Raw genomic sequence first — 8,180 nt, forward strand, 5'->3', positions numbered from 1 at the left:
AAAAAGTGTGGTTTATGCAAGTTATAACAAACACTTAATAGTATCTAGGTTTCTAGATACTATTAAGAGATGAAGTAAATGTAAGATGTTGATTACTATTGAAAAAAGAAACCAGTAATATTATTACTGCATAGAGGGTTGTAATAATGGTGATTTTTCAGACACTTCAGCTTCTTCCAGAAGCGCCAATGGCTTTTCTATCGCTTTAGCTTGTTTACGGTCTTGATCTAAGAAATATGTAATTAATCCAGCAGCTATGCTAAAAAAAGGAGAGGCTATGATTGCACCAAGTAATACAAAACCGGCTAAACTTTCTGAAGCCCATACTACTACCATAGACACAACCACTCCAAGTGCAGCAAAAGCAAGAATGGTAGCAAAGACAAGCTTTAAAGCATCACATATAGAACTTACTTCTTTTTCTTTAAGAGCAGTCTTTAAATCCTTAATCGTCTTTTGACCATTTTTTGTTTCAGGAACTATTGAATCTAAATTTGTGTTACCAGTTATATCATTTTCCTAAACAATGTTAATTTATTAAAAATATAATAAATTTTATTAAAAGTCAAATAAAATAGATAGTTAAGCTTTATCATATTGAACTCCAGTAAATTTAAATTTTTTTTTACAGATTGACCAGTGTTCGTAAACTGGCTACGCTCAAGTTATAGATGTTACTTGCCTTTTTGAGCTATTATGCAATGTAAGATTATCACACCTAACCCTACTATACTGAGGTTCATTTGCTCTGTCAAGTAAGAAATTTATTAACCTTTTAACTCATCCACCTTTTTGCGTAGCACATTCAAATCAGTTGCTCCTACAAAAAGACTATCTCCTATTATCAAAAAAGGCGTACCGCCTACTCCTAGATCCCTTACTAAAAGTTTACTGTTGTTTATCATTTGCTCAATTTTGTCTGCATTATTTTTCATAGAGTTATTAAAATCGTTCTCGTTGATCCCTATATTTTTTACTATATCTAATATAGTTTCGTCTGAAAATTCTCCTCTGTGATCTAGTGCAGCATAGTGAAAATCTAAGTACTTTTCTTTATTGATAAAATAAGTGGCTAAAGCACCTTTTGCTGCTTTTAAAGAGTTGTTACCAAGTATTGGAGTATCTCTAAAGATATATTTAATTTTGCCGTCATTGATCAATTGTTTTACATCATCCTTCATAGCTTTACAGTAACCACAAGAATAGTCAAAAAACCCTACAGCTATGACATTGCTATTTTCATTTCCTGAGTAAGGATAAGCGGAGTCGAATATTTCATTTTTATGCTGAGAAATTTTACTTTTGATTGCATTAGCATAACTACCTTTAGCTGATTCTTCCCGAAGAGTTTTTATGATCTTATCAAAATTTTTACTGATGTAGTCATCTAATCTCTCATTTATATAGTCATCATTTAAGACTTGACTGCGATGTGAAAGCCAATTGTTTATTACTGGTAAACTTGCTACTGCAAATATAAAAATCAATAAAAATGATATCTTAGACATACACTTACTTAAAAGAGATAATTAAGGCACATTATAGTAAAGAAATGTTGAATGTTAATATATAAAAATATTTGCATCAAAACTTAGTATATTGTTATATCAGAAAATTTGGCGATATCGGGCATTTCAGAAGTTTTAGGTGGTCTTTACCGCCAGGTATATCAACTGTAAATGTGGTAAAAAAGTTGATTATATTATAACCGTCGCGTATAATGCTAACAAACGCGGCGGTAAATTATATGAGTGATTGGTAAAGAAACAGCCGTCCTAGAAAGTAAGCTTCTTTCCTAATCAGATGGCTATTTGTATTGTAGGTGGCATTGTGTAAGTCTAATAAAATGATTTTTCAGTAAATGTGGTGACGTAATGAAATTTTTAAAAACTCTCTTTAACTTAGCATTGGTAGTATTTTTTGTAACTTCTGCAGCTGAAGCAAGGTGGAGTAAGTATGAAGATGCTTCTGTTGAGGTTAAGTTTTCTAATGTTAACATTAATGTTAATAAAGATGGCACCTACGAAACGGAAGCAGAATTTCAAGTAAAAATACTCAAGGAGTCTGGGCGTAATAGATTTTCTCTGTACAGTTTTTCTTACAATAATGATAGTGCAGATTTTACTGTTTTAGAGGCCAAAACAATTTATAACGGCAAGGAATATGTAGTCACTGAGGATATGATAGAGGATAAACCATTAGCCAGCCCTGGCAAAGGCTTTGATCAGTTAAGGCAAATAACCATATCATTTCCTAAAATAGAAATTGGTGCAGAAATATACTTCAGACGTAAGAGTATTACAAAAAAGGTTCCTATTGATAACTTTTATGGTCTTGGTTTTAACTATTGGGGAGATTATTTGCAAGCAGACAACATGAAAATCAATTCTGAGCTGCCTCTAGAGATTAAAGTGAATGATCCAAGAAGCGTATTAAAGATCGCTGAGGAAAAAAAAGATGATGTACATTCTATAAGTATTGCTTTAAAGAGAGCAATTTATGAAAATCTAATAAACGAGCCATGTGATGGAATATTGAATATTAAACACAACACTTGGGTATCACTGTCGAGCCTATCTAGATGGGAGGACTTAGCTAAAAAATTAGCTCCTGGATATTATAGTGTCATTAATCAACCACTCCCTGCAACTTTTACAGCTATAGCAGAATCTGCTGCCAATGAGAATACTGATGAGAAGAAAATTAATGCAGTTACTTCTTTATTGAATGAAAAAGTTCAGTACATGGGAGACTGGCGTACAGTGTCAGGAAAATACTTTCCGAGAGATTTAGAGAAAATTGCTGATTCTCAAGTCGGAGATTGCAAGGACTTTTCTGCTAGCACAGCTGCTATTCTGCAAAAACTTGGTTATAAAGTTCAACCTATTTTAGTTATGAGAGGAACTATTAGCATTTCTAATTTTGAAGCGTTACCCCATATGGGTAATTTTAATCATGTGATGCTCAAAGTAACAAATAGAAGTGGAAAAATATATTGGATTGATCCAACTAACACTGTCAGTATGGCACAGGGTATTTTTCCAGACATTGCTGATAGGAACGCTCTAGTACTCGATTCTGAGGAAGCGGGTTATATAAAAATTCCTGCTGTACAAGCTGAAAATTCAAAAGTGATATCCCATAGTGAATTAACTATACAAGATAATGTTGTAAATGAACGTGGTTGGCTTACCATGCAGGGGGAGTCAGCTCTAGGCTTAACAGGTGTTGGATTATATTATTCAAACGAACAATTAAGAGATTCTGTTTTTCGTACAATTAGTGGAGTATATCTTGATGAAGAAGAAAAGAAGCTTTTAGAATTGCCTGACCTTACTTCGCGTAATGTAGAGGATCTTACAATTAAGTATGAATTTCAGAAAAAAAATAAGGTTTTTAAGACAAATCTAGGGCCTGCTTTGAATTTAGGAGACAATTGGCTTAATGATGTTGTGAATACAGCTTCTGACCAAGTATCAGACCTTTTTATCGGTGTACCTAAAACTAAGGAAAGCCATATGATAATAAAAAATATCAAAATTAAAAATTGTGAAAGTTTGAATTTTGAAATAGATACTCCTTGGTTATATGTAAATAGGTTCTGTAAATATAAAAATGATGGAACTGAATTTAGTAATGTAATAGCTATAAAGAAAAGTTTTATTACTAATGAAGAATTAAAGACTGCTGAGTATAAAAACTTAAAAAGCGAGTTGGAGAATAATTTTTCTAGAGCTTCTATAATAATAAGTGAATGAGTTGTGCTGGGAAAAACACTTCTTAAAAGGCTTAAAATTTTTAAAATATGTACAACAACTTACGCGACTTCATCAAAGCCTTAGAAGAGAAAAAAGATCTAATTAGGATTAAAAAGGAAGTTTCAACAGTTCTGGAAATGACAGAAATTCATCGCAGAGTCTTGTCAAACAAAGGACCAGCTATCATCTTTGAAAACGTTGTCACAGAAAATGGTAAAAATTCAATTCCAGTTCTGGTGAATTTATTTGGTACTATTGAGAGAATTGCATTCGGGCTTGCTGGTGAGTTAAGGGATTTGGGTAAACTTCTAGCATTTTTGCAATCTCCTGAGCCACCAAAAAACTTCAAGGATGCTATAAAAATGTTTCCTTTGTTGAAAGTTGTATTGTCAATGCGAAGCAAAGTTGTGAGCAAAGCTCCATGTCAAGAGGTGGTGCTGACTGGGGATAAGGTTGACTTAAGTCTGCTGCCTATTCAAACATGCTGGCCAAATGAACCTGCACCGCTTATCACCTGGCCGATTGTGGTAACAAAAGGACCTACAAAAGACAAACAAGATAACTTTAATCTTGGAATATATCGTATGCAGGTCGTGGATAAAAAAACGACTTTAATGCGCTGGCTTGCACATCGTGGTGGTGCAGGTCACCATAAACGGTGGAAGGAGAGGGGGCAAAATATGAAGTTTCCTGCGGCTGCTGTGATTGGTAGTGATCCTGCAACAATTATTGCTGCAGTCACTCCAGTGCCGGAGACGTTGTCAGAATACCAATTTGCTGGGCTGCTGCGCAAAAAACCTCTTGAGCTTGTAAATTGTAAAACCGTCTCCCTTCAGGTTCCAGCTCACGCAGAGATCGTTTTGGAAGGCTATGTGAGTTTAGATAGGTATCAAGATGAAGGACCATACGGAGACCACACCGGTTACTATAATTCTGTTGAGCAATTTCCAGAATTTAACATTACTGCAATTACAATGCGTAAAAACCCAATTTATCTCAGCACTTTTACTGGTAAACCACCTGACGAACCATCAATTCTTGGTGAAGCACTCAACGAAATCTTTGTGCCAATTCTTGTCAATCAATTTCCAGAGATAGTAGATTTTTATCTGCCACCAGAAGGTTGTTCGTATAGAATAGCAGTAGTGTCGATCAAAAAATCTTATCCCGGGCATGCGAAAAGAGTTGTTATGGGCATACTCTCTTTTCTAAAACAGTTTTTATACACAAAATTCATTATAGTTGTTAATGATGATATAAATATACGCGATTGGAAGGAAGTAATGTGGGCAATGTCAACAAGAATGGACCCTGTACGTGATACAATCATGATAGAGAATGCCCCAATTGATTATTTAGATTTTGCCTCTCCTGAAAGTGGACTTGGAGGTAAAATAGGGTTTGATGCAACAAACAAACTTCCACCTGAAACCAAACGAGAGTGGGGAAGAAAAATTAAAATGGATGAAGAAATAGTAAAAAAAGTTACAGAGAAGTGGGGGGAATATGGACTTTAGTTGCTAAAAATTTGAAAATATGATACACTATAACATTTTGTTCATAGTTAGGTAAATGTTGTGGTAAGTTCTCAAAAGCACCAAGCTCATGTTGATTGTAATTACATTGATGAATTACAAGACAAATTTAAGGATGTAAAATTTGAACGCACTGGAAAAACTAAGGGTAGTTACATTACTAATCCTGGCAATAAAAGTACATTAAATGATTTGAGGATTTTTATAGAGACACAAATTAAAAGGATACTTAGGAGTCTTTTTGCCCCATTTATATCAAAGGCTGTGAAGAATAAACTATCTTACTTTTCTCAAGAAGAAAATAAAGATAAGAGTAAAATTTATAAGTCTGATGATATTCAAGATTTACAAGAAGGGGAGAAATACGCCATCCAGAATGTGGGTCATGCAACTCATTTAATTCAAATTCCTGGATTTAATATTTTGACAGATCCAGTATTTAACGGTTTGAGCTGGTTGTTTTATCCAGAGAAAACTAACCCTCACCCTAAAATTGAAAAGTTACCTAAAATTGATGTTATCGTAATCTCACACAATCACCGTGATCATGTGGACAAAAACTCGTTAAAAAAATTATTAAAGTATTATAAAACAAAACATTGGCCTCAACCAAAGGTACTTGTACCTATGGGAGATAAGAAGTTATTCAAGAGTTTTGGATTCACTCAAGTAGAGGAGGTGGAGTGGTATACGAAGATTTCTGTTACCAAAGATATTGATGGGGCAAACAAAACAGTAAATTTCGTTAGTATTCCTGCAGATCATCGTTCTGGTAGATCTGGTATTGACCATCACAAGTCTTTGGTTGCTGGTTGGGTAATAAATCCTGAACAAGAAGATGTAATATTCAAGTATTCAGGAGATACAAGATCTTTATCTGATGAAAATCAACAAGCAACTGATGCAGTGTTGTGGAATGAAATCAGAAGTAAGAAGATTAATAAAGAAAAAAGTGATGAAAATGTGGAAATCCCGAACATTGTTTGTTTGGAGCCAAGTGGTCCGAACTATACACGCCGTGATATGGATGTAACTCATCAGTCTACTTCATACAGTGCTCTTTTGAAATTTGTGGAAGCTAAAAACCTTGCTAAACTGAGTGGAAAAAGTTCTCAGGAGCTTTTACAGAAAATTCAAATTGTAATGATGCATCATAATAAATTTGAGCTTGGACCTGATAGATTTAATGAAGGTTTGTTTGTGCTAAAAAAGTTACTCAAGTATTTGGATCTAAGTGAAGAAGATTTAAGTAAGGAACTTGCAAGGCAAGAAGAAAAGTTGAAGCAGAATCTTGATAAGGAAAGATTGAAGGAAAGCACTCCTCTTGTAGCAAGACCTATTGTTGCAATTCTGCCTAAACAAACATCATTATTAGTTCATTCAAAAGACTTCATAATTAAAGAAACCACAAAGGTAACTGAAAAACTGGAAGACATAAGTAAAGAGCAAGTCAAGGAGCGCCTGATAGAGAGTACCATATTTCCAAAAATTGGAGAAAGATTAAATGATGAACAAGTTGTAAGCTCAAGATTTAATCCAGAAGATGTACAAAAATATAGAGGAGGGAGTAGGGTTTATAGTTGATTGATGTAATAACTCAAAAGTTTGAAATGAGCGAAGAAGTAGTAAGAAAAGTTACGGAGAAATGGAAGGAGTATGGATTGACAGATGATAAACTATGATGTAGACTACCGCCGTGTATTCAGGTGTGGTTTGTGAGGCTTTTATATATATTATTTTTGTTAGCATGTTTTTCTCTGTATTACTATTCGGGTCCTATATTCTCGCCTTGCCCAAAAGCTACAGTTTGTTTCTCACCTGAAGAAGACTGCGCTGTACCGATAATCAGCGAGATAGACCAATCTAAAGAGTCTATCTTAGTTCAAGAATATACATTTACTCTTGGAACAGTTGCAAAATCTTTGATTAACGCAAAGAGCGTGGTGTTGATGTTAAAGTCATCTTAGATAAATCACAACTCCACTCAAATATAGTGTTATAAGTGAACTGTTTTCAAATGGAATACCGATTTGGATCGATAATAAGCCAAAAATCGCCCATAATAAGGTAATAGTTATTGATAATCAAAAGGAGAGTAGACCGGTGGAACTTCCCCACCAGTCTCTCGCAAAACTGTACGTAAAGTAGAGTGGGCAGCCAGCGAGTTACTTGTTAAGTACTTTTCCAACAACCCCTCTCCGAACCACGCATAATCGTTTCCGTATCACGTGGCTCTCCAATAATCTAACGTTTTAAGGAGTCACCATCATATTTTCCATATTGGATTTTCTTATGGCATTCATGACAAACAACAAGAGTCTTCCTCTGTCGTTCAATCATTCTCTTTTTCCATTTCGGTAGCTCAGTATTACGTTTACCTAGCAAATCAGCAAGTTTACGTACGTGATGTACTTCAATCTGCTCTTGTGATTTACATAAGTTTGTGCCAATAGTCTTTGCTCTATTTCACTACGCTTATTCCATATTGGTATAAGGTTATCACTTATGCTTACCCATTTATTTCATTTTAGTGATACAGCACCAAAGTGTGTAATTAATGGTATCTTTGATGGTAAACGATCTACTCTGATTTGGATGACTTTTCGTTTTTCACCTTCATCGTTTTCAATCATCGCACCAAATTTTCTATAAATTTTCCTGCAAGTTGTTTTGTATTTAGATGCTAAAGTCTTTACTAATGATACTTCCATCACATACTTCAAATAACTTAGTGTGTGAAGGTTGTAGGCCATTTTGTAATATTGTACAATTCCTCGATATTCAGTTTGATACTGAGCAACAATACTGTAAGCTGTATCAAATATACGTTGAGGTAAATGTATAGGCTTTCCACAACGCATACACTTTTTCTGCTTTATATGATGTG

General features: G+C 34.5%; 7 protein-coding genes and 1 pseudogene. 4 read left to right on the forward strand and 4 right to left on the reverse strand.

Translation table 11 applies throughout. The features are described from left to right. Window positions 1–123: 123 nt before the first annotated feature. Both Wcon_RS02795 and Wcon_RS02800 read right to left on the reverse strand, forming a co-directional pair. Entirely contained in the window at window positions 124–336 is a 213-nt protein-coding gene (locus Wcon_RS02795; RefSeq protein WP_114517146.1) for a hypothetical protein, read from the reverse strand. Between the two features lie 431 nt (window positions 337–767). Continuing rightward, window positions 768–1,508 (reverse strand): DsbA family protein, encoded by a 741-nt coding sequence (locus tag Wcon_RS02800; protein WP_114517147.1) that lies wholly within the window; start codon window positions 1,506–1,508, stop codon window positions 768–770. 366 nt (window positions 1,509–1,874) lie between these two features. Here Wcon_RS02800 and Wcon_RS02805 point away from each other — a divergent pair, with 366 nt between their 5' ends. The 4 genes and pseudogenes from Wcon_RS02805 to Wcon_RS11815 all read left to right on the forward strand — a co-directional run. Further along, a complete protein-coding gene (locus Wcon_RS02805; RefSeq protein WP_114517148.1) occupies window positions 1,875–3,758 on the forward strand; it encodes a DUF3857 domain-containing protein in 1,884 nt (627 codons plus the stop codon). Window positions 3,759–3,805: 47 nt separating this feature from the next. Continuing rightward, the gene (locus Wcon_RS02810) at window positions 3,806–5,275 is read left to right on the forward strand and encodes a UbiD family decarboxylase (RefSeq protein ID WP_114517149.1); all 1,470 of its coding nucleotides are present in this window, start codon (window positions 3,806–3,808) and stop codon (window positions 5,273–5,275) included. Window positions 5,276–5,335: 60 nt separating this feature from the next. After that, window positions 5,336–6,877: an MBL fold metallo-hydrolase gene (locus tag Wcon_RS02815; RefSeq protein WP_114517150.1), complete on the forward strand. Its 1,542-nt coding sequence runs from the start codon at window positions 5,336–5,338 to the stop codon at window positions 6,875–6,877. A gap of 131 nt (window positions 6,878–7,008) precedes the next feature. After that, window positions 7,009–7,384 (forward strand): annotated as a pseudogene (locus tag Wcon_RS11815) (phospholipase D-like domain-containing protein); the annotation flags it as partial. 153 nt (window positions 7,385–7,537) lie between these two features. Here the strand turns inward: Wcon_RS11815 and Wcon_RS12750 are convergent. After that, entirely contained in the window at window positions 7,538–7,678 is a 141-nt protein-coding gene (locus Wcon_RS12750) for an HNH endonuclease (RefSeq protein WP_338062144.1), read from the reverse strand. Between the two features lie 137 nt (window positions 7,679–7,815). Next, the coding region (locus tag Wcon_RS11530) for a group II intron reverse transcriptase/maturase (protein ID WP_338062145.1) at window positions 7,816–8,180 on the reverse strand (365 nt) is incomplete at its 5' end.

The organism is Wolbachia endosymbiont of Cylisticus convexus (assembly GCF_003344345.1).

Excerpts from the sequence above, each read along its gene's own strand:
- Wcon_RS02800 (WP_114517147.1), bottom strand. The coding sequence starts at position 1,508 with ATGTCTAAGATATCATTTTTATTGATTTTTATATTTGCAGTAGCAAGT.
- Wcon_RS02805 (WP_114517148.1), top strand. The coding sequence starts at position 1,875 with ATGAAATTTTTAAAAACTCTCTTTAACTTAGCATTGGTAGTATTTTTT.
- Wcon_RS02810 (WP_114517149.1), top strand. The coding sequence starts at position 3,806 with ATGTACAACAACTTACGCGACTTCATCAAAGCCTTAGAAGAGAAAAAA.
- Wcon_RS02795 (WP_114517146.1), bottom strand. The coding sequence starts at position 336 with ATGGTAGTAGTATGGGCTTCAGAAAGTTTAGCCGGTTTTGTATTACTT.